This is a genomic window from Paenibacillus sp. Root52 (assembly GCF_001426865.1).
In the GTDB taxonomy this organism is placed as follows: Bacteria; Bacillota; Bacilli; order Paenibacillales; family Paenibacillaceae; genus Paenibacillus.
Window position 1 is genome coordinate 347,652 of sequence record NZ_LMFO01000001.1, and the last position, 21,507, is coordinate 369,158.

At 43.3% G+C, this 21,507-nt stretch carries 17 protein-coding genes; 16 read left to right on the forward strand and 1 reads right to left on the reverse strand.

Annotation, left to right across the window (positions count from 1 at the left end):
* Window positions 1–98: 98 nt before the first annotated feature.
* The 9 genes from ASD24_RS01560 to ASD24_RS01600 all read left to right on the forward strand — a co-directional run bounded on the left by ASD24_RS01560 (window position 99) and on the right by ASD24_RS01600 (window position 8,022).
* Window positions 99–1,037, forward strand: coding sequence for a glycoside hydrolase family 43 protein (locus ASD24_RS01560; RefSeq protein ID WP_056690474.1), 939 nt, complete (start codon window positions 99–101; stop codon window positions 1,035–1,037).
* 114 nt (window positions 1,038–1,151) lie between these two features.
* Window positions 1,152–1,550 carry a GNAT family N-acetyltransferase gene (locus ASD24_RS01565; RefSeq protein WP_056690476.1) on the forward strand — a complete coding sequence of 133 codons (399 nt, stop codon included), beginning with the start codon at window positions 1,152–1,154 and terminating at the stop codon, window positions 1,548–1,550.
* Between the two features lie 109 nt (window positions 1,551–1,659).
* Window positions 1,660–1,905 carry an RNA polymerase sigma factor gene (locus tag ASD24_RS01570; RefSeq protein WP_056690479.1) on the forward strand — a complete coding sequence of 82 codons (246 nt, stop codon included), beginning with the start codon at window positions 1,660–1,662 and terminating at the stop codon, window positions 1,903–1,905.
* A complete protein-coding gene (locus ASD24_RS01575) occupies window positions 1,898–2,476 on the forward strand; it encodes a TetR/AcrR family transcriptional regulator (RefSeq protein ID WP_056690482.1) in 579 nt (192 codons plus the stop codon). The genes ASD24_RS01570 and ASD24_RS01575 overlap by 8 nt, the downstream gene beginning before the upstream one ends.
* A 198-nt stretch (window positions 2,477–2,674) precedes the next feature.
* Window positions 2,675–3,379 carry an SDR family oxidoreductase gene (locus ASD24_RS01580; RefSeq protein ID WP_056690485.1) on the forward strand — a complete coding sequence of 235 codons (705 nt, stop codon included), beginning with the start codon at window positions 2,675–2,677 and terminating at the stop codon, window positions 3,377–3,379.
* 224 nt (window positions 3,380–3,603) lie between these two features.
* Complete coding sequence (locus ASD24_RS01585; RefSeq protein ID WP_056690487.1) at window positions 3,604–4,350, forward strand: VOC family protein; 747 nt, start codon at window positions 3,604–3,606, stop codon at window positions 4,348–4,350.
* Between the two features lie 351 nt (window positions 4,351–4,701).
* Window positions 4,702–5,457, forward strand: a complete 756-nt coding sequence (locus ASD24_RS01590; RefSeq protein WP_056690490.1) for a carboxymuconolactone decarboxylase family protein — start codon at window positions 4,702–4,704, stop codon at window positions 5,455–5,457.
* 22 nt (window positions 5,458–5,479) lie between these two features.
* Window positions 5,480–5,878, forward strand: a complete 399-nt coding sequence (locus ASD24_RS01595; RefSeq protein WP_056690493.1) for a cupin domain-containing protein — start codon at window positions 5,480–5,482, stop codon at window positions 5,876–5,878.
* Between the two features lie 134 nt (window positions 5,879–6,012).
* On the forward strand, window positions 6,013–8,022 hold the full coding sequence (locus ASD24_RS01600) for a glycoside hydrolase family 2 protein (RefSeq protein ID WP_082560228.1): 2,010 nt from the start codon (window positions 6,013–6,015) through the stop codon (window positions 8,020–8,022).
* A 138-nt stretch (window positions 8,023–8,160) separates the two neighbouring features.
* Here the strand turns inward: ASD24_RS01600 and ASD24_RS01605 are convergent, their stop codons facing one another.
* A complete protein-coding gene (locus ASD24_RS01605) occupies window positions 8,161–8,706 on the reverse strand; it encodes a TetR/AcrR family transcriptional regulator (RefSeq protein WP_056690499.1) in 546 nt (181 codons plus the stop codon).
* A 323-nt stretch (window positions 8,707–9,029) separates the two neighbouring features.
* Between ASD24_RS01605 and ASD24_RS01610 the strand changes: the two genes are divergently transcribed.
* The 7 genes from ASD24_RS01610 (at window position 9,030) to ASD24_RS01640 (ending at window position 21,503) form a co-directional block, all read left to right on the forward strand.
* Complete coding sequence (locus ASD24_RS01610) at window positions 9,030–10,613, forward strand: histidine-type phosphatase (RefSeq protein WP_056690502.1); 1,584 nt, start codon at window positions 9,030–9,032, stop codon at window positions 10,611–10,613.
* 320 nt (window positions 10,614–10,933) lie between these two features.
* Window positions 10,934–13,261: a glycoside hydrolase family 95 protein gene (locus tag ASD24_RS01615; protein WP_056690505.1), complete on the forward strand. Its 2,328-nt coding sequence runs from the start codon at window positions 10,934–10,936 to the stop codon at window positions 13,259–13,261.
* A gap of 361 nt (window positions 13,262–13,622) precedes the next feature.
* Window positions 13,623–15,188, forward strand: coding sequence for a response regulator (locus ASD24_RS01620; RefSeq protein ID WP_056690508.1), 1,566 nt, complete (start codon window positions 13,623–13,625; stop codon window positions 15,186–15,188).
* Between the two features lie 20 nt (window positions 15,189–15,208).
* A complete protein-coding gene (locus tag ASD24_RS01625) occupies window positions 15,209–16,924 on the forward strand; it encodes a cache domain-containing sensor histidine kinase (protein WP_235540261.1) in 1,716 nt (571 codons plus the stop codon).
* 120 nt (window positions 16,925–17,044) lie between these two features.
* Window positions 17,045–18,706: an ABC transporter substrate-binding protein gene (locus ASD24_RS01630; RefSeq protein ID WP_056690512.1), complete on the forward strand. Its 1,662-nt coding sequence runs from the start codon at window positions 17,045–17,047 to the stop codon at window positions 18,704–18,706.
* A 41-nt stretch (window positions 18,707–18,747) separates the two neighbouring features.
* A complete protein-coding gene (locus ASD24_RS01635; protein ID WP_056690515.1) occupies window positions 18,748–20,424 on the forward strand; it encodes an ABC transporter substrate-binding protein in 1,677 nt (558 codons plus the stop codon).
* Window positions 20,425–20,561: 137 nt separating this feature from the next.
* Entirely contained in the window at window positions 20,562–21,503 is a 942-nt protein-coding gene (locus ASD24_RS01640; RefSeq protein WP_056692468.1) for an ABC transporter permease, read from the forward strand.
* Window positions 21,504–21,507 lie beyond the last annotated feature (4 nt).

Genomic DNA, 21,507 nt, shown 5'->3' on the forward strand with positions numbered 1-21,507 from the left:
AATAGGTTAATATTTTTAGTGAAACATATCTACTGACAGGACGATTAAGCTTAATGGGATTACGTACCTCTATTAGATATTAGAAGGAGTGTTACATTGTGACAGGACAACATGTACCTTATACGGGTTATCTTCTAGTTCATTTTATTGGGGAAAGTGCGGATGGTGAACAGGTCTACTTCTCGTACAGTGAGGATGGGCTGCATTGGCAAGATTTGAATCAAGGTTTACCGGTTTTGCGATCAGCGATTGGGGAAAAAGGAGTTCGAGATCCATTTGTAATTCGTTCTCCTAAGGATAACCGCTTTTATCTGATTGCTACCGATCTCCGGATTGCAAGCGGTAAAGGCTGGGATGCAGCAGTAAATGAAGGAAGCAAGGACATTATTGTATGGGAATCTGAGGATTTAGTGCATTGGTCATTACCTCGCGCAGTTACCGTTGGTGTATCCGACGCAGGCTGTGTATGGGCACCAGAAGCCATCTATGACGAGGCGACAGATGAATTTCTAGTATTCTGGGCGTCGGCAACGAGAGGATCTTCTGACACTTCTGGAACAGAACGTAAACAGAAAATTTATAGTTCACGAACCAAGGACTACCGTAGCTTTACTCCGACAGAGTTATATATTGAGCGAGAGAACCACATTATCGATACAACCATTATCGCGCATAATGGGAGCTACTACCGTTATACGAAAGATGAAACGACGAAGAATATTCGGGTAGAGAAGGGATCTTCCTTGGATAAGGATGCGTTCGTTCCGCTATCTGCTCCTATTTTGGAAGCGATTCCTGGCGTAGAAGGACCTCAGATTTATAAGTTGAATGACCGCAATGAATGGTGTTTGATCGTGGATCAATTTGCTAAGGGTGACGGTTATCTTCCTTTATTAACCTCAGATCTCGACAGTGGAGAATTCCGGGTGGTGGATAAGGATGCGTACGACTTAGGAAAGACTCATAAGCGACATGGCGGAGTAATCCCGATTACTGCCGATGAAGTTACTCGTTTGTTAGAAGCATTCAGACAATAATGTTATATAGACGAATCACATTGGACTAGTTCTTGTCATGCAAATTGGACCTTCACACCCTGCTATTATTCTAATATGTTCAATATATATTAAAATAAATTGTGGGGTGCACCAATGGACATTTTGTATAAAACGAATGCCGTTCTGAAGCCAGAGGATGTTCAGAATGTGTTTAGAAGCTCAGGAATTAAACGTCCTGTAGATGATCGGGATCGAATTCAACGAATGATTGAGAACGCAACGCTTACGGTTTCTGCTTGGCATGATGACAAGTTAATTGGACTTGCAAGAGCAATTACGGATTTCGCGTATTGTTGTTATCTATCAGATCTAGCGGTGAGTAAGGAGTATCAGAGAAACGGGATTGGAAGACAGCTTATCGAACGTGTACGCAGCCATCTAGGCGAAGAGGTAGCATTATTGTTGCTCTCTGCACCAACGGCGATGGAATATTATCCACGACTTGGCTTTGAGAAAACAGAGAAGGCGTTTTTAATACCAAGAACCATTTGATGAGTTCAAAGTCGCTAATCTAGCGGCTTTTTTCTTTGTAACTCACACAAAATGAACGAATACATAGCTTTATTAGTCTTATTACTGACAACCACAAAGGGGGTGCAGAATGACTGACCGGCAGATTTTTGAGCTGTATCGAGAGGATGTATATTATTTTTGCTACTATGTGATGAAAAATCAGGCAGACGCAGAGGATCTATGCCAAGAAGTATTTGTCAAAGTGATCATGGCTGACAGAACGAAGGTAAGGAATATGAAGTCTTGCTCCCAAAGGTATGGTATCTACAGGTTAATTTTACTGATCGTTCCCATTGTGTTACATTATGTGGGGGAGGGAAGTAACAATGGCTAGAAGTAAAGAATTCGAAGTTAATGAAGTACTAGATAAAGCGATGAATATCTTCTGGAAGCAAGGGTATGAGAAGACTTCCATGAGTGACTTAGTTGAACATATGGGAATTCACCGTAGAAGTATTTACGATACATTTGACGATAAACATTCACTCTTTCTGCGGGCTATGGATCGCTACGCTGATAAGGTCAATGCATCATTGCTCGCGGAAGTTAAAGCGTCCAAGACTGCAGTGGAAGCATTGCATAGCATTTTCGATTATATGATTGCTGAGACGGAAGCCATGCCTACAGGTTGTTTAATCGTGAATGCGGCAGTAGAGCTGGCATCACATGATAATGAAGTGGATAACAGATCTCTTGAGTCCTTTAACTCGGTAGAGCAGATGTTTCAACGGATTATTGAATGGGGACAGCAAGAGGGAGAATTTTCTTCTGAGTTAGACCCTAAAGAAACAGCAGAGTATCTTCACAACATCTCCGTTGGCATAAGAGCTATGGCAAGAACCTCAACGGACAAAGAGAAATTAAACCGCATAGTCAATGTGTCAATTAATCTTTTTCTAGATTGATGCATTGATTAGTGGTGCATGTCCATAACGTATTAACGAAATCGCGATGTAAATGAAGAGGTGTGAAAATAATACTTTACTGATCGTTCTACAATTGATATACTACATTCAAGTTAGATCACGTCTAACTGTTTTTTTTATCATAATTAGAATGATCGTTCTCAATTAAAAAACATAACAATAAGGGAGTAATGCCAGATGGATATGACTAAACAAGTTGCTGTAGTAAGTGGTGCTAATCGGGGGTTAGGCAAGGAATTGGCACTAGAACTTCTTGCTAGAGGAGCCAAAGTGTACGCTGGAGCAAGAAATCCTGAATCTATTCATTTACCGGGAGCAATTCCACTGCAACTTGATATCACCGATCCAGAATCCGTGAAGGCTGCGGCCGAAATCGCAGTCGATGCAACGTTGCTTGTTAACAATGCTGGTTCTTCTACAGGAGCTTCTTTACTTACAGCTGAGCTTCACGATATTCATTTGGAATTTAACACGCATGTATTCGGAACGCTATCGATGATTCGCGCTTTTGCACCGGTAATTGAAAACAATGGGGGAGGTTCAATCCTAAATATTCTGTCTGCCTTGTCTTGGATCAATACGGGTAATTCAGGTGCATATTCGACTGCAAAGTCTGCGCAATGGGGATTAACGAACGCGTTACGATTAGAGTTAGCTGCCAAAAACGTAAGGGTTGCAGGATTACACGTCGCGTACATGGACACGGACATGACAGCAGGTATTGAAGCGCCGAAATCCAATCCAACAGATATTGCCAAGACTGCAATTGACGGAATACAATCTGGACTTTATGAGATTATCGCCGATGAGGTAAGTCGAGGTGTTCAGCAAGGCTTGGCGGGCGGCGTTTCGGCTTTATATCCGCAATTGCTTCAACAATAACAGAGCAGGTGAGTTCATTTTGTTTTTTCTCGTACGGATGTAGATGCAGAAATGAAGAAACTTGATGGTTTTTCCCCGAGACATTGAAGCTTATGATCCACTAAGTCGCTAATTTAGCGGCTTTATTGGTCTATAATTAAGTAACCAGATAATAACCAACATATGATAGAATATCTGAAACGTAACAAACCATAGAGTATATGGAAAGATAGGAGCCGTCGGATATGAAAATTGATCATTTTGTCGTCAATGTTGACAAGTCGTTCCAAGAAAGTAAGCAATATATTAATTCTGTTCATTCTATCGGCCTACCCTATATGCCTAAATGGGGCAAAGGGACAAAAGGTTTTAAAGTATCCAATCTGTGGATGGGCAAAGAGTATTTTGAATTAGTACATATTAAACAAGCAGACGGGGGAGGATGGGTGAAGGAATGGACTAATAAGTATAATGAAGGACACAGAGGTTTAGTTGGTTTTGCTCTTGAAGTTGAGAATATAGATGAAGTGTACCAGAAATTAACTGATCGGCAGATTAACGTAACTTTTCCAGAGCCTTTGAGGTTTCGTTGGTTCTTCAATCTATTGAATAAAACGATGCCGTGGCGCAATTCCTATTTACCTACATTTAAAGGAGTTCCTTTTCAATTCTTCCTTCAGCAATTAAACGATGAAAAATCCAAGAGTTTTATGGAACAGTATATGGTTCCTAATAGCAGTGAGAACGGTATTGAGGGCATTCTTGAAGTAACGGTCTACGGAAGACTAGAAGATGAGGACCGGAACATTATTTATGCTCTCTTCGACGATTATGAGGAGCAGGAAGGTGCGCTAAACATCGCTTTAGGAAATCAGACTATTCGTTTTATTGAGTCAAGTGAACATAGAGTAGAGGTCAAACTTCGTTGTAACAATGAGGCATATGCCGGGAAGAAAATTAATATTCATAATATTCAAATTACGAATACATAACTTAGGTATGATCCAACCCACATAATCCATAGTAATCTCATCTAGAGAACAAGCCGTTTAACAAGGCTTGTTTTTTCTTTGTATGTCAATTTACACCCCCCACCTCACATTTCACAATAATGTTCGAATAGGATTAGGCAATGATATGAGAAGAATAGGTTAACGTTTCATTTTAGAAGCAATCAAAAATCTGAAATAATAAGCAAATCTTAAATGATTGTTGAGTAATCCACAGATCAAGAAGAAATGATTATTGTAACTCGGTTACTTAAGTTTATAATTATAGACTATAGTTGATTAAACAATTAACGTTTTTTTATAGAGCGGACTGGAACAGGAGGATTACTGAATATGAGTCGAATCGACGTGAGTCAAGAAACGGTAAAAAAGTTGTTTGGTGAGGGAACTCCCTCCACCTATGCTACTGATCCTGACTTTCAGGACATACTTAGACGCTTCATTTTTGGTGAAGTTTTTGATGAAGGTCAGCTTGATGTCAAGTTACGTGAGCTTATTACGCTGGTTGTACTTACAACGAATCAAACCTTACCCCAACTCAGGGCACATGCTCATGCTGCGCTCAATGTAGGACTTACTCCTGTAGAGATCAGAGAAGCTATATACCAATGTGCACCATACCTGGGATTCCCCAAAACCTTAAATGCGATATCGGAAATGAATGCAGTATTCCAAGAGAGAAATATTGAACTTCCTCTCGAAAGTCAAAGACGTGTTCTGGAAGAAGAGCGTCTGGATAAAGGGTTGTGTGTGCAAAAAGAAATTTTTGGTGATGTTATTGAGAAAAATCGGGAAAAGGCCCCAGTTAATCAGAAGCATATACAGGATTATCTTTCTGCATTTTGTTTTGGTGACTTCTATACCCGTGGAGGTCTTGATCTGAAAACTAGAGAACTACTTACACTTTGTATATTAAGCGCACTTGGTGGTGCTGACAGCCAAGTCAAAGCCCATGTTCAAGGTAATTTGAATGTTGGTAATGATAAAGAAACGATGATCACCGCGATTACGCATGGTTTGCCTTACATGGGGTTTCCTAGAACACTCAATGCATTAAGCTGTGTTAATGAAATTATTCCAGAAAAATAATATATGAAAGCAGGAATTTAGAATGAAAAATGAACATTTAAGCAACGGAGCCATCTTTCCCATTGGGCAAAAAGTAGAGCAGAATTTTATCGGTGACGCATTTTTGCAAATGGTGTTTACGGATCCAAGTCCGCTAAATACAGCTATAGGAAATGTAACATTTGCTCCAGGAGCACGTAACAACTGGCATTCGCATCACGAAGGACAAGTGTTGATGGTAACGGGTGGAGAGGGCTGGTATCAGGAAGAAGGTAAAGAGGCACAATTGCTCAAAACCGGGGATGTGGTTAACATTCCACCTAACGTTAAACATTGGCATGGAGCTACAATTGATAGCTGGTTTGTGCACTTGGCACTTACACCAGGGCAGACCGATTGGTTAGAACCAGTAACCGAGGAGGTATATAAAAATTTGAAATAGATGAAGTCATTATAGTCACATGATTGAAGCATATTGAAACATCGTAACGTATTTTGCCCACAATATTGTCCATGACATTCAGAGGATATTCAATGGTCATCGATCGGTAACTCTTATATCATGAACTAAACAACATGGTGGAGAGAGGGATCAGAGTGAGCGCGAGAATAATAGTTCCATTAGAAGATTCTTGGTTGTTTCAGGCAGATCATAGGAATGAAGGGCTGTCTCTAAAATGGTATGAACAAGGCCTTTCCTCAGGCGAGAGTGTGAATATTCCCCATACATGGAATGTGCACGAGGGCTTAGAGGAGTTTCGTGGCACAGGCTGGTATAGCTATGACTTGTTCGTACCTACAGATTGGGAGGATAAACTGCTTCGACTCCAGTTTGACGCGGTATACCGTGATGCAGTGGTATGGGTAAATGGAAAACGAGCAGGGGAGCACGCACATTCAGGATACACTTCATTTATCGTCGATATCTCCGACTTCATTCATTGTAATGCAGACAATCGTATTGTCGTCTCTGTCAACAATGAGAATAGTCAGACTGCACTTCCATTAGGAAATAGTTTCGATTGGGCAGACGATGGCGGTATTATTCGAGGTGTATCACTGATCGTTAGTGGCCATGTGGCGATTGACTATTCCAAGCTCCAAGCGATTCCTTTCTTTGAAGATGATCTGCCTGGAACGACTGCTACATATGGTTTGTTATCTGGTGAAATTCGGTTGTGGGAGCTCAGCTCTGAGGCAGATATCAAGTCTTTGCAGTTGAAAGTGACCCTCTCTAATGAAGAAGGTCTCGTAAATTCACAGGAATGGGAGATCGCTGAGACGAATGGATTCCTTCACTTTAGCGATATAAAGGTAGACCACCTGAAGCTGTGGCATTTTGACCATCCTCACTTATATTCGGTTCATCTTGCTATATACGCGGATGGCGTTCTCACGGATGAGATATCAACTGCAGTAGGTTTTAGAGAGATTCGCTCCGATGGCAGTACATTATTGCTTAACCGCGAGCCTGTGAGACTCTTCGGTGTGGAGTGGATGCCAGGGTCGAATCCGGAGCATGGCATGGCCGAGACAGCTGAACAGCTTGCTGAGATGCTTCACCATATTAAACATGCCAACTGTGTCATTACCCGTTTCCACTGGCAACAAGATAGCAAGCTGTTGGACTGGTGTGATCGGCATGGCTTACTCGTGCAAGAGGAGATTCCTCACTGGCAGACACCAAGTGAACCGGGAGACGAATGGCTGAACATCTCGATGCAGCATGCCGAAGAGATGATTCATCGTCATTACAATCACCCTTGCATTTACGCATGGGGACTCGGCAATGAGCTGAACGGTCAATCTGAGATGACGAATCTGTTCTTTGATAAACTTAAGTCTCAGGTAGAACAACTTGATGACACAAGATTTATCAACTATGTATCAAATACAGTACATGACAATCCCGCTCAGGATACAACGGGTGCAGGTGATCTGATCATGTGGAATGATTATATCGGTACATGGCATGGTGAGTTAGATCGTCCAGAAGTCATTCGAAGCATAACGAAAGGCATACCTCACAAACCTGTAGTAGTAGCTGAGTATGGACTCTGTGAACCTGCTTTTGAAGGTGGAGACGAGCGCCGTGCGCAGATTCTATTAGAGAATACGAGGGAGTATCGCAAGCATTCAGAGATCGCCGCGCTCATTTATTTCAGTCTGAACGATTATCGGACACAGATGGGTGAGGAAGGAGAGGGTAGGCTTCGGCAACGTGTACACGGATCGATGAGCCTTAATGGTATGCCTAAGCCCTCTTATGAAGTATTACGTCAATTAGCGTCACCGATCACCGTAAGTGTGAGTTCAGAGTTAGACAATATAGTCGTATCCGTTGAGGTACGTAATGATATTCCATGTCATCGCGTATCTGGATATACGTTGGAATGGAATGATCCGCAGGGTGAACGCATTGTCAATGTAATCCCTGAGTTAGCGCCAGGGCAAAAGCATGCGTTTTACTTTACCGGAATTGCTCAGGAACGTTGGAATGAGATCGGCTTAGAAATTATTAGACCAACTGGATTTTCCGTAATCAGTGGCTCTTTAAACGACCTGAATAAAAACTTCATTGGATAAGAATGGAATGAGGGAAAAGCCCCAGAGATAAACCGTCAGTAGGCGATTTAATTCCGGGGCTTTTCATTTTGTAAGATACAACAGTAGTCAATCTTTGCAGATTATGAACAGGAATAATGAATAGCTGCTCCTAGTTCTTTACAGGCTTCGCTCCAATAATACGCCAACTTGCTTAGCCATCGTCTCAGGCGGATATGGCATGCCGTTTATGATCCACCATTCAATGATCCCTACATAAGCAGTTCCGGTATATTGCAACATGACATCTTCATTGAGATCTTTATTTTTGCCGCTTTCTCTGTCAATTTCTCCACTGAACCCTGCCATTACATACTCCAGTAGCCGGGCTCGAAAAGACGGAGCCCCTTTACTAGCTAGCATGGTTGAAAAAAACAAATGATTCTTCTCAAAATATTCGAAAAATGGGACAAGGCCATTGTTCCAATCCAACTTGCATGCCCATTCATCCAATTCCCCCAATTCTTCCATGTGGGACTCAATCATTTTGTCTAATAGATCATATTTGTCTTTGTAATGTAGGTAAATCGTTCCGCGATTAAGGTCTGCCTGATCCGCAATGTCCTGAATAGTGATTTCATCAAAACTCTTTTGATTCATTAATTCAACGACAGCTCTTCGCAGTGCTTCTTGGGTTTTTGCAATTCTTCGATCTATTTTTGCCATCGGATATTTCACCAAGCTTTCTTTAATATATAAAGCATCACTTTTGTCTGCACTGTTCAAATATCAACCCAATTCAAGGTTGTTATGTCCAATTCATGTGTATTTCCTTTTCTTATAATAATAAACATGAGTTGATTAAACAACTATTTTTGTATATTCCCTACTGATTGTATGCCACGAACCGATAAACACCCTCACGTTTATTATTAATAATTTTACATAAGATTAACAAAACGTAGATATAGAATAAATACTATTCACCTATAGTATGATGAGCTAAAAAAACGATATACATCTGATGACTAAGGGGAAAATTAACGAAAATGAACATTAAAAAAATCGGAATTTCAGTAGTTTCACTCACGATGCTAACATCGATCGGTGTGTTTGATGTGTACGGTGCAGGTACTAAGCGCACGATTGAAGTGTCGGAGCAAGCGGTAAATGTAGTGGTGGATGGACAGAAAATGGATGGTGAGTCTTTTGTCTATAACGGAATTACATATGTTCCCGCTCGAGTTATTGGGGAAGCGCTTGGTAAAGAGGTAGACTGGGACGAGCGGACACAATCCGTATTCGTTGGACAGAAAATGAATGATACACAAGGTTATCGTGGTACCAAAACACCGTATCCTTTTGACAATACAACAAGTTATTCAGAGGCACCAACAGGGTATAAGCCGGTCTTTATAAATTTGGTAGGAAGACATGGTTCAAGACATTTGTCCAGCTCCAAGTATGATAAGACGTTGTATGAACTACTCAGCATTGCTGAAAAGGATGGGCAGATCACGAATTTGGGCAAAGAGCTCAAGAAAGAAATCGCCAAGCTTATGGACATCGAGAAGGATCACTATGGATTATTATCGATCTCTGGCGGGGAAGAATTGAAAGGCATCGGTTCTAGACTAGGCAACAATTATAAAGATATCTTCACGGATGATAAAAAGGTCATTGCGCAAGCAACTTTCAAGGATCGGACTCCACAGAGTAGAGATCAATTTATTGAAGGGTTAGAAGGAAGCTTAGGCAGCAAGAAGGTAGACATTCTCTCCTCCGCTTTTGAAGAAGGAAGCGACCCATATCTGCGTCCGTATGATCTAGCGACGAAATACAATGAATTTGCTGAAGATGGTGAATGGGTTAAGCTGTACGAGAATTATGCTACACAAGAAAAAGGAATAACGTATGCGAAGGAGCTGCTGTCTCCTTTGTTCTCTGAAAGTTTCTATCAGAGGTTAGATGCGGGTGAGTTCCAATTGAAGGACGAGAAAGGAAAAGTGAAGCTGAGCAATCCAACCGAAGCAGCTTCCAATCTATATGAGTTGTATATCATCTCTTCGAACCTGAAAGAAGAAGGTAACTTAGAATTCGGAAGATACTTCACGACTAACCAATTGAAATGGTATGAAAGTTTGGATAGTATTCAAGACTTTTACGAGAAAGGACCGTCCCTAACTTCGACAGATCTACCTCAAAATATCGCTGCACCACTCGTGAAAGAGCTGCTCACATCTACTGAACAGTCCATTGAGAATAAGGACACGGCTGGAATTTTCCGATTTGCGCATGCAGAAACGATTATTCCGTTATCTTCATTCTTGGACATCAAAGGGGCGAATGTCAGTGTAGACAACCCGGAGAAAGTGGCTGAAAGCTGGAATGGTGCTGAGATTTCTCCAATGGGAGCTAATATTCAGTGGATTCTGTATTCCAATGGTGAGGATTATATGGTGAAGATGCTGAGAAATGAAGAGGAAATTGCCTTCCCGATTGAAACGAAGAGCTACCCGTATTATAAATGGGAAGATGTGAAGAAGTATTATGAGACGAAGCTGCAGAAGGTTGGCGTAGACATGAACAGTAGTCTGGAAGACAATATTGAGCTACTAGAGACAAAATTCTAATTTGCGGATTGAAAATGTTATTTTTATAATGTCTAATTCAATTGTATTAAATCTCGTATGAAGTACAACTGTTCTCTAGTAAACTCAAAGACATGTTAATCATGGTATCCCCTTGTAGTAGACAAGAAGGAGTGACTATCTAGTTTAGATGGACTCGTTCTTGCCTACTGAAGGGGATTTTTTTGTGTTTTCATACAAACGGGTTAGGATCGTACATCTTTATGTTCGTTTTCTTCATTTCGTTCAACTGTTGGTAGGGATAAACTGATACAGTATATGGAAGAAATGTACATACATTTGAGTTCCTTTGGAGGTATGAGATGAATTCGCACAAAGTCTGGTTTGACCAACCTGCTGATAAATGGGAAGAGGCTTTCCCTATAGGAAATGGTACCTTGGGCGGAATGGTTTTTGGAAAGACCCATATGGAACGGATTCAATTAAATGAGGATAGTCTATGGTATGGTGGGCCAATGGAGCGGAATAATCCGCTGACCCTTGAATCACTGGACAAGTTACGAGACCTCATTTTTGCTGGGGAGATACGTAAAGCGGAAGAACTCGCAGCGATTGCTTTCGTAGGTGTGCCTGACGGGCAGCGGCATTATGAGCCACTAGGCGATCTATACATCGCTATGAATCATGGTGAAGATGAGGCTACTCAATATGAAAGACATCTTGATCTTGACCAAGGGACGGTGCGCGTTGAATACGTGGCTGGTGAGGTGAAGCATCGGCGTGAATACTTTGCAAGTTATCCAGATCAGGTCACGGCTATCCATCTAACCTCAAGTGTTCCGGGACAATTGGACTTCTCCACATTGTTTGGCAGAGGATCGGTACTGGAGCGAAGCAAATGGTCGGATACCTTGAGGCATCCCGTTGGTTTCCAGGCCTATCTGGATCGAATTGAACAGAGCGGCACGCATGATGTCACCATCCGCGGTAGAAGTGGTGGGGAAGAGGGCGTGCGCTTCTGCTGTGTCATTCGGATCGTGCCGGTAGGTGGACAGGTTCATTATGCGAGCGGCCAGCTTACTCTAACCAATGGGACGCAGGCAACCGTTCTAATCGCAGCCTGCACGGATTTTCGTTTTCCTAAGGAAGAACTGGTAGACGAGTGTGTTCGTAGACTAGATGCAGCCGCGGCAAAATCGTATGACCAGCTGCGCTTAGAGCATGTTAAAGATTATCAATCTTTATTCAAAAGGATGGATCTCCACCTTGAAGGTGAGGGAGATAACTCGATCTCTGCCACACTTCCAATCACTCAGCGGTTGGAACGACTTAGAGCAGGGGGGAGCGACCCTGAGCTAGTGAGCCTATATTTTCAATTCGGTCGTTACTTGCTCATCTCCAGCAGTCGGCCGGGTTCATTACCCACTAACCTTCAAGGAATCTGGAACAAAGACATGCTTCCGATATGGGATAGTAAATATACGATCAATATTAATACACAGATGAACTACTGGCCTGCCGAGAGCTGTAATCTCTCTGAGTGCCATATCCCGTTGTTTGACTTTATTGAGAGACTGCGAGTTCGAGGTAAGGAAACTGCCCAAATGATGTATGGTTGCGAAGGATTCGTGGCTCATCACAACTCCGATATCTGGGCTGACAGCGCACCCCAAGATGTGTGCGTAACCTCTACGTTCTGGACGATGGGTGGTGCTTGGCTATCATTACATTTATGGGATCACTACGAGTACACAAGTGACAAGGAATTTCTGCAGCAGATGTACCCTACGATGAAGGATGCCGCACACTTCATTGTGGATTATCTGGTGGAAGATCCAAGCGGCCAGCTGGTTATCTGCCCCTCATCTTCACCCGAGAACCGCTATGTGTTAACAAATGGAGAGTCAGGAGCGTTATGCTACGGTGCTTCCATGGACAATCAGATCATCCGAGAGCTGTTTACACATTGCATCGAGAGTACGCGGATTCTGCAACAGGATCATGACTTCGGTGAAACATTGCGAGTAGCGTTAACCCGCATTCCAGAGATCACGATTGGCAAACATGGGCAGATCCAGGAGTGGAGTTTGGATTATGAAGAGGTGGAGCCAGGTCACAGGCACATATCCCATTTATTTGCCTTGCATCCTGGGACACAGATTACGCCGAGTGCTACACCGGAATTAGCTGAAGCGGCTCGCATAACATTAGACCGCAGGTTGGAGCATGGTGGAGGGCATACAGGTTGGAGTAGAGCTTGGATTTTGAATATGTGGGCAAGGTTAGAGCAGGCAGAACTCGCTCATGATAATGTACTGGAACTGCTGTGTTCATCAACTTTACCCAATCTGTTCTGTAATCATCCTCCGTTTCAAATTGACGGGAATTTTGGTGGCACCGCAGGTATTGCAGAAATGCTTCTCCAGAGTCATGGCGGAGTACTGCGATTACTGCCTGCTCTCCCCACGGCTTGGGCGAAAGGTTCTATTCGCGGCATGCGAGCTAGGGGCGGATTCGAAGTCGATTTGGAATGGGAAAATGGGAATCTGGTGCATGCCAGAATACAGGCTGACCACCCATGCCAAGTCATCGTATCTTACCGGAATCAGCAGAGGGAATTCAATGTTCCCGAATCAGGCTATACCCTTTTACTGACGGATCAAGATTGGAACACACCTACATCATCGTAGCGAGAATGGTTATACGTCGTTGGCTCAATTGGGTCAGCGACTTTTTTTGATGTTAGGAGGTGTTCTTCTTCCGACTTAGTTCGATGATCGAAATGTGGCAGTTCATATGTTCTGTTGTCGTTTCGCGCAATAAATTTAGTAATCCGTGCAATGAAATTGCTTACATTAAGCTATAAAATGTAAGCAATCAGGCACATCTAACCAGAATTTTGCAATGCACCCGGGATATAAGCATCTGGATTAGGAATTTGGCTATGTCTTTATTCATCATACTGTGCAGAAGGAACCTTACGGGATTCCGCCCGCCGAGATAGAACATGCGCCGGCGGTTTATTTTCGTTGAGGAAAGGGGACGAAATACATGTTAAAGGTATTGCTAGTGGACGATGAAATGTTTGTTCGGAAGGGGATGCATGAACTGATTGACTGGCATGTCCTCGGCATGGAGATTACGGGTGAAGCGGAGAATGGTTTGGAAGCATTACATATGGCGGAATGTTTGCGGCCTGACGTCATCATTACGGATATTCGAATGCCTGTTCTAGATGGGCTGGAACTGATCCGTGCTATAGAACAACTGCCAAATCTGGAGCCGGTATTCATCATTATTAGTGGATATCATGACTTCAAGTATGCACAACAGGCTATCAAATACGGGGTTCATGATTACATTCTCAAGCCGATCGATGATGAAGAAATGACGGCAACATTACAGAAATCAGCCGACATGATTCATAACAAAAGAAAGCATGCCTTCTTAGCAGCGGAACAAGCCAGCACGTTTATGCTTGAGGACATTCTCAAAGGTAAGGTACAGAAGGAGCAAGAGTATCGGTATACTGAGGTGTTAGGGATTCATCCACAGGACGATTTGATGATGGTATTGATCGAACCGCAGTCGGGATTGGATGAGAGGAAAGTCAGTGTCCAACGAGTGCGTGAGGTGTTACAAGCGCTGGAAAATGATTTTTTTAGTATGTTCGTGATGGAGCAGCGAAATAGGTTTGTCCTCATGCTTGTATGGAAGGAGAATAACCGTAGGAGCATTGTGGAAGACAAGCTGAACTGTATTCACAAAAAGCTAAGTGAAAGTTTAAATGTGGATATCGGTCTGTACGCAGGCACACTCGTGAATGAAATAAGTGATGTTCCAAGGTCGTATCGTGAGGCGGAAGAAGCGATTCGTCACAAGTACGCTGAACATAGCGGAGTCGTAAGATTTATGGAGATTAAGGAAAAGCCGCTATATGTGTTCAACGTGAATCAAGACGATATCGAACCTCTAATCCTAAGTTTGGAAGAGAGGAGTCAGGCTGCCTGTCATCAAATGGTGAATGACATGTTCAACCAATTCCATGTGCGTCGCTTTTCCCCTCAAGCCGTTACAGGTTCATTGCTACGTTACATTACAGGGATTCTCGCTGTAGTTCATGAGATGGGTGGGAATGACAAAGGGCTACAACGGCTGAAGGAATTGGCACAACAAAGTCATGAGGGCTGGAATTTACGATTGCTTCAGGACGCTTTCTTGGTCGCTTTAGAGGAGGCAGAGGAATACATTGCACAATTACGGAAAGAGCAGTCCAAAGGAGATATTAGCAAAATCAAGCGTTACATTGATTCGCATTATACCGAAAATATCAGTCTCAAAAGTATCGCTGCGCTGTTCTATGTGAATCCAGTCTACCTTGGACGCCTCTTTCGCAAAAGCTATAATCTTTATTTCAATGAGTATCTACTTGAACTGCGTATACAGGAAGCGAAGAAGCTCCTTCGTCAAACAGATCTAAGAATGTACGAGGTGGCTGCACGTGTAGGATTTCAGAACGCAGATTATTTTGTAACACAGTTTGAGAAGATCGTCGCCATGTCACCTACCTCATATCGTAATTTTATCAAAAAAAACAGTCAGCGAGGTGCACAATGATCAGGTGGAACCTGAATTACATGAAACTTCGGGACAAGCTGCTACTTATGTATGTACTGTCTGTGTTCATTCCCATCGTTGTTACGAACGTTGTCTTCTACAATGTGACTACCGCCAATATACGTAGCCAGAAAACACGTGATGCGGGAGTTGCCTTGAACAATCTCAAAAATGATCTTCGTGTAACGATAGATCAAGGTGTGGGCTTGTCTTATTCGTTGTATGCTGACCCTGTCTTCAATGACACACTCTCCCGCACATTCCGCAGTCATTTTGAATATATAGATGCTTACAATTCATATCTAAAAGGAGAATTCTCCGGTAAGTTAAGCCAGGGAATCCGCTGGTATCAAGTATACACGGATAATCCTACCGTATTATCTTCAGGATATATTGAACGCTTGACCGAGGGTGTACGTAGAGCAAATTGGTACCAGCAGTTTCAGTCGCATTCCGCTCCTTATCCTGCATTGATTGCAGCCGATCAGATGTTAAGTCTGGTACAGAGGCTCGACAACCTGGACACCGGCGGGATAGAACAGCTTCTCAAGATCGACCTAAATATGGATCTAATTAAAGAGCATTTTCGCAACAGTGGTTTTGATGGGGACGTCTATCTGCTCGATCCGGGAGGGCACATCCGCTTCTCCAACGAACCGCAAACGATAGACCCTCAGCTGGGGGAGCTGTACAGCAATATCCAGTTTCCGAACAAAATAATTCAGTTTGAACGTACATTCACAGGTATTAACTATTTGGAGGGCTGGTCACTGCAAGGCGTTATGGATGAAGAAATTGTATTACGTGAGGTGCGCAAATCACGTGCATTCGTCGTCTGGCTTGCTTGCATCAATTTTGTGTTGCCTACAATCATCATTGCAGCGATGTCCAGATCCATTCATGTCCGACTCGTACGGATTCTTAAGCATATGAAAAAAGTAAAAACACAGAATTTCCAGACGATTCCGCCTGAAAACGCTAGGGATGAGATTGGTCAACTTACGATGGAATTCAATCGCATGACCGAGACGATCCGTAATCTAATTGATGAAGTTTACTTAGCGGATATACAGAAAAAAGATCTGGAGCTGAAGCAACAGCAAGCGCAGCTTCACGCACTCCATAGTCAGATTAATCCACATTTCCTATTCAATACGCTTGAATCTGTTCGGATGCGAAGTCTGATCAAGGGCGAGAAGGAGACAGCCAAAATAGTGCATCACATGGCTAAGATGTTCCGGAAGTCCATCAGTTGGAATCAGCATGATGTGACGGTGAAGGAAGAACTGGAGTTAATCGAGAGTTTCCTGCAAATTCAAAAGTACCGCTTCGGCGAAAAGCTTCAATATCGTATTGAAGCAGATCCGGCCATACTTATGTATCGAATTCCTAAGATGGTCATTCTTCCGTTTGTTGAAAATGCAAGTATCCACGGGATTGAGTCAAGCCCAGACGAAGGTTTCATTGAACTGCTGGTTTCCGCCGAGCATGATCGTCTTCATATCTCTTTGCAGGATAATGGAATAGGCATGTCACCTGCTCGCTTGGAGGAATTGCTGAGTTATCTGGATCAAAACACAGATATGGGTGAACATGTCGGTATGAAGAATGCATATAGCCGCTTAAAACTGTGCTACAAAGATGATTTCTCATTCCATATTCAGACTTGGGAAGGAGAAGGAACACATATTCAAATTACATTGCCACTTGATCCAGAGCGAATTCGAGACGAGTGAAGAAGCTGGATATACTTTTCTAAGCAGAAGGTACACTTTCATGGGTAACTTTGAAAGCGCTATCTTGATATATTGAGAGTGCCACAGACACTAAGACTATTCAAAGGGGGCATCTGCTGCATGTTTAGAAAGAAAACACTGATTACAGGCCTAGCTATCTTGCTCGCCGTCACCATTGCGGGTTGTAACAAAGCCAGTCCAGAAGCTACTTCCCCAGACAGCAATGACAACTCACCGGTTACGTTCAAATACTTCACGTTTGGCGGGGGTAAGAAGGACATCTTAGCAAGTGATACGACGATTGGTAAGAAGCTTCAGGAACAGACAGGCGTAGATTGGAAAATGGAATATTTAGTGGGTGACAGTGCTACGAAAGCTGGTGTCATGATTGCGAGCGGTGATTATCCAGACATTATTGACTCTAGTGGTGAAATGGCGAAATTGATGGATGCAGGGGCATTCATCCCACTGGATGAGCTGATTGAAGAGTACGGACCTAACATCAAGCGAGTATACGGGCCTGATATGGACAAGTTCAGACAAGAGGATGGTCAAATCTACTTCTTCCCATACACCGCGAACATCGGGTATGTGTCAGAGCCTAATTTCCAGACGGGTTTCTACATCCAACGTGCTGTGCTCAAAGAATTCAACTATCCCAAAATCAAGACTTTGGACGAATATTTCGACTTAATCGAACAATACAAACAGAAGTATCCTCAGATCGACGGCAAGGAGACCATTGGCTTCGCCACACTTGCGGGTGAACCAAGCAGCTTCTTCACCTTGCAGAATCCAGCGATGCACTTGGCAGGTTACCCGAATGACGGCAGCGTGATGGTAGATATGGAGAGCCATGAAGCTAAACTCGTAGCGGGTTCAGATTACCAGAAACAATGGATTCAGAAGCTTAGTGAGGTCAATGCTCAAGGTATGTTCGATCCAGAATCCTTTACGATGAACCGAGATCAATACCTTGCTAAATTGACGTCAGGTCGAGTGCTTGGATACTTTAGTTATTCTTGGCAGGTTGGTGATGCGACGAGCAACCTTAAGAAAGCCGGCAATGATGACAAACGCTATGTGGCACTCCCTATCGTATTTGATAACAACGTCAAGGATCAGTATATCGATCCGCCTGGTTTTGTGAACAACTACGGCATCGGGATAAGCGTGAATGCTGAAGATCCGGTACGGATTATCAAGTATTTTGACAACCTGCTCAAGGAAGAGAATCAGATTCTCGTTCAGTGGGGCATTCAAGATGAGACGTATAGCGTGAATGATGAAGGACGTTTCTATTTCGAGAATGATGAGCAGCGCAGATACCACGAAGATCCCGAACTGAGTCAGAAATTTGGCTTTGATTATTTCAACTACAGCTGGCCGCGGTATGGCAATAACTCTCTGTTAGAGGATGGAAATGCGTATGGTCCGGGAAACCAGCCGGAAGTGGCCACCTTCAGTTATACCGATGGTGACAAATTGCTGCTAGAGAAGTACGGCGTGGAAACATTTGCGGAATTGTTCAGTACGCCGGATGAACGACCTTGGTCTCCTGCATGGTCTATTGCACTGGAGCAGGGTTCACCTGAACAGATTTTTATTACCAAGTCAGATGATCTACAGAAGAAATATTTACCGAAAATGATCATGGAATCGCCTACAAGCTTTGAGAACACGTGGAATGAATATATGGGGCAAATGAATCAATTGAACAAAAAAACATACGAAGACACGATAACGCAAGCAGTGAAGGATCGTGTAGCAGGCAAATGGTAATCGCAACCATTCAGACCACACGAACGGGGGAAATTTCACACATGGTGAAACCAAAATTGAAAACGGCAGGTTTAGCCGTAGTACTCATGGCTTTGCTGGCTGGATGCAGTCAGAACAATTCGTCTTCGTCACCTTCAACGCCAACGGAGGATGACAACAGCCCAGTCACATTCTCGTATTACATGTTCTCTCCAGGCAAGAAGGATACATTGGCAAGTGAGACAAGGATCGGTAAAGAATTGCAAGAACAGACGGGTGTGGACTTTAAGATGGAATACCTTGTCGGTGATAGTGCTACCAAAGCAGGGGTTATGATCGCCAGTGGAGATTACCCAGATGTCATCAGCTCCAGTGGTGAGATGTCCAAGTTATTAGATGCTGGAGCCTACATTCCTTTGGATGATCTCATTGAAGAGTACGGACCGAATATTAAGAGGGTATATGGACCGTATTTTGACAAAATGAGAAATGCAGAGGATGGAAAAATCTATGCGCTTCCGTACACAGCCAATCAGGGCGAATACTCTGGTAATCCAAACGTAGGCGGCGGGGCGTTCTGGATTCAGCGCTCTGTACTTAAGGAATTCAACTATCCCAAAATCACCACATTGGATGAATACTTTGATCTAATTGAGGATTACAAGGAGAAGCATCCAACTGTTGATGGTGCGGATACCATCGGTTTTGTATCACTCGCGGGAGTAGCTAACAACTTCTTCACCTTGCAGAATCCTGCCATGCATCTAGCCGGATATCCGAATGATGGTAGCGTCATGGTCGATATGAATACACATGAAGCTAAAGTGGTTGCTGGAACCGATGAACAGAAAAAATGGATTCAGAAGCTGAACGAAATCAATGCTAAAGGCATGCTTGATCCAGAATCATTCACAATGAACAAAGACCAATATTTGGCGAAGCTGACTTCAGGCCGTGTCCTAGGTTACTTCAATTACGGCTGGCAGATCGGAGACGCAACCAAAAACCTGCTAGCGGCAGGGATTGATGAGAAACGATATGCTCCGCTCCCGATTGTGTTTGATGAAAGCATCAAGGATCAATATATCGACCCTCCTGGGTTCGTAAACAATTATGCAACTGGCATTACAGTTAATGCCAAAGATCCCGTTCGTATCATTCAATATTTTGATAACCTGCTTAAGGAAGAGAATCAGATCTTAGTACAGTGGGGTATCAAGGACGAGACGTATAGCGTGGACGAGAATGGACGATTCTATTTTGCCGATGACGATCAGCGCAAAGCTCATGATGATCTAGAACTGAGCCGTAAATTCGGATTCACTTATTTTGGTACAGACTGGCCGCGTTATGGTGGTGAATCTACACTGTCTGATGGAAACGCATACAGCCCAGGCAACCAGCCTGAGGTAGCTGCAGCGTCATACACGGAAGGAGACAAGAAATTCCTAGACGCCTATGGCATCCAAACGTTTAGTGAATTGTTTAACAAGCCTGAAGAACGGCCTTGGTTCCCTGCATGGTCCATTGCACTGGAGCAAGGATCACCTGAACAGATCTTCACGACCAAATCAGATGATCTTCAGCGTAAATATTTGCCGGAGATGATTCTGGGAACACCGGAGAACTTCAGCAAACTGTGGGATTCCTACATGGCTGAGCTGAGTAAACTGGACAAAGCAGGCTACGAAGCGACCATTACGAAAATTGTACAGGATCGTGTAGCAGGCAAATGGTAAGAAGAACGCTGTAAACAAACTGTTACATGCGCGGGAGAAAACTAGAGAATCGGACATCAGCCTTCTCTCGCGCATGAATAACAGCATAGGAAAGGAGCAGGTTCAACGTGGAGAAACCAAATGTACCCCTTCAGTCGATGCCTCCGGCTTCGGAACCAAAGGGAATCAAAGCGAATTCGTTCTTTAAACGGCTTGTGCAGCAACGAACGCTGGCCTTGATGTGTATACCGTTCGTCATATGGGCTTTTATTTTCAAATACCTGCCTCTATGGGGATGGACCATGGCTTTTCAGAATTTCAAACCAGCGAGATCCTTCTCGGATCAGCAATGGGTAGGATGGCATCATTTCAGTATATTGTTTGAGGACAATACATTCTACCGAGTGCTGCGAAATACGCTGGTGATGAGCTCGATCAAACTCGTGCTCGGATTCGTAACAGCCATCACGCTGGCTCTTTTGTTGAATGAGTTGAAAAATGTAATCTTTAAACGGTTTGTACAAACGGTCAGTTATCTGCCACACTTTATTTCTTGGGTAGTCGCTTCAAGTATTGTGCTAACCGTTCTGTCACCCGATGGTATTATCAATCTGCTTCTTACGAAGCTTCACCTGATTGATAGTCCAATCTTGTGGATGGGGAAAGGGGAGTACTTCTGGGGGATTTTAGGAGCCACAGAAGTATGGAAGGATGTCGGTTGGAATACGATCATCTATTTGGCCGCCATTACAGCCATTGATCCTGCTCAATATGAAGCTGCCGAGATTGACGGAGCTAGTCGATTCAAACGGATGTTATATATCACACTGCCCGGCTTGAAGCCCGTTATTGTGATCTTGTTGATTATGAATATGGGGAGTATCCTTGAGTCAGGATTCGAACCACAATATTTGCTGGGTAACGGGATGAACATGGACTATTCGGAGAACCTGGATATCTTTGTACTGAAATATGGTTTGGGAATGGGGAACTTTTCCTTGGGTACAGCAGCAGGCATCTTCAAAACCGTAGTCAGCTTCATCTTCCTTTTCTCCGCGAACTTTATAGCGAAAAAAATGGGAGAAAGCAGATTATTCTAAAAGG

What these genes read in the sequence shown, in the direction of transcription:
- ASD24_RS01565 (WP_056690476.1), top strand. Translation starts at nt 1,152, where the DNA reads ATGGACATTTTGTATAAAACGAATGCCGTTCTGAAGCCAGAGGATGTT.
- ASD24_RS01570 (WP_056690479.1), top strand. Translation starts at nt 1,660, where the DNA reads ATGACTGACCGGCAGATTTTTGAGCTGTATCGAGAGGATGTATATTAT.
- ASD24_RS01575 (WP_056690482.1), top strand. Translation starts at nt 1,898, where the DNA reads ATGGCTAGAAGTAAAGAATTCGAAGTTAATGAAGTACTAGATAAAGCG.
- ASD24_RS01580 (WP_056690485.1), top strand. Translation starts at nt 2,675, where the DNA reads ATGGATATGACTAAACAAGTTGCTGTAGTAAGTGGTGCTAATCGGGGG.
- ASD24_RS01585 (WP_056690487.1), top strand. Translation starts at nt 3,604, where the DNA reads ATGAAAATTGATCATTTTGTCGTCAATGTTGACAAGTCGTTCCAAGAA.
- ASD24_RS01590 (WP_056690490.1), top strand. Translation starts at nt 4,702, where the DNA reads ATGAGTCGAATCGACGTGAGTCAAGAAACGGTAAAAAAGTTGTTTGGT.
- ASD24_RS01595 (WP_056690493.1), top strand. Translation starts at nt 5,480, where the DNA reads ATGAAAAATGAACATTTAAGCAACGGAGCCATCTTTCCCATTGGGCAA.
- ASD24_RS01600 (WP_082560228.1), top strand. Translation starts at nt 6,013, where the DNA reads ATGGTGGAGAGAGGGATCAGAGTGAGCGCGAGAATAATAGTTCCATTA.
- ASD24_RS01605 (WP_056690499.1), bottom strand. Translation starts at nt 8,706, where the DNA reads ATGGCAAAAATAGATCGAAGAATTGCAAAAACCCAAGAAGCACTGCGA.
- ASD24_RS01610 (WP_056690502.1), top strand. Translation starts at nt 9,030, where the DNA reads ATGAACATTAAAAAAATCGGAATTTCAGTAGTTTCACTCACGATGCTA.
- ASD24_RS01615 (WP_056690505.1), top strand. Translation starts at nt 10,934, where the DNA reads ATGAATTCGCACAAAGTCTGGTTTGACCAACCTGCTGATAAATGGGAA.
- ASD24_RS01620 (WP_056690508.1), top strand. Translation starts at nt 13,623, where the DNA reads ATGTTAAAGGTATTGCTAGTGGACGATGAAATGTTTGTTCGGAAGGGG.
- ASD24_RS01625 (WP_235540261.1), top strand. Translation starts at nt 15,209, where the DNA reads ATGAAACTTCGGGACAAGCTGCTACTTATGTATGTACTGTCTGTGTTC.
- ASD24_RS01630 (WP_056690512.1), top strand. Translation starts at nt 17,045, where the DNA reads ATGTTTAGAAAGAAAACACTGATTACAGGCCTAGCTATCTTGCTCGCC.
- ASD24_RS01635 (WP_056690515.1), top strand. Translation starts at nt 18,748, where the DNA reads ATGGTGAAACCAAAATTGAAAACGGCAGGTTTAGCCGTAGTACTCATG.
- ASD24_RS01640 (WP_056692468.1), top strand. Translation starts at nt 20,562, where the DNA reads ATGCCTCCGGCTTCGGAACCAAAGGGAATCAAAGCGAATTCGTTCTTT.